General features: G+C 73.6%; 1 protein-coding gene. It reads left to right on the top strand.

Going from position 1 to position 564, the window contains the following annotated elements; all coding sequences use genetic code 11:
- The coding region (locus KUM32_RS40370) for an MFS transporter (protein WP_217146671.1) at nucleotides 1-564 on the top strand (564 nt) is incomplete at both ends.

Raw genomic sequence — 564 nt, 5'->3', positions numbered from 1 at the left:
AGGCGGACACCGTGCTGTGGGCCCGGCCGCGCCTGTCCCGGGAGAGCGGTCGCCGCTTCCGCCTCGTGGTGGTGCCGCTGGCCCCGTGGGTCTTCGGCGCGTCGTCGATCGCGCTCGCCTATCTGCCCGGCCTGGTACGCGAGGAGCTGGGCGATGACGCGCTGCTGTTCAGCGCGGTGGTCACCGCCCTGACCATGGTCGCCGGCATCCTCGTGCAGCCGCTCGCGCGCCGGGTCAGCCGCCCCGACAAGCCGTACCTGATCGCCACCGCGCTGGGCATCGTGGTCGTCGGACTGGTGCTCGGCGCGATCGCCGCCGCGGACGCGCGCTGGTGGCTGGTCGCGGCGGCGGCGCTCGTACTGGGCGCGGGGTACGGCTGCTGCCTGGTGTACGGCCTGATGGAGGTGCAGCGCATGGCGGGCCCGGAGAACCTGGGCAGGCTGACCGCCGTCTTCCAGGCCATCGCCTACCTCGGCTTCGGCGCGCCGTACCTGCTGGCGGTCGCCGAACACGCGCTGTCCGTGAGCGCGTTGCTGCTGCTGACCGCCGTTCTCGCGGTCCTCA

It is taken from the genome of Streptomyces sp. AC627_RSS907 (genome assembly GCF_019049165.1).
This window is presented reverse-complemented; position numbering and strand designations above follow the sequence as displayed.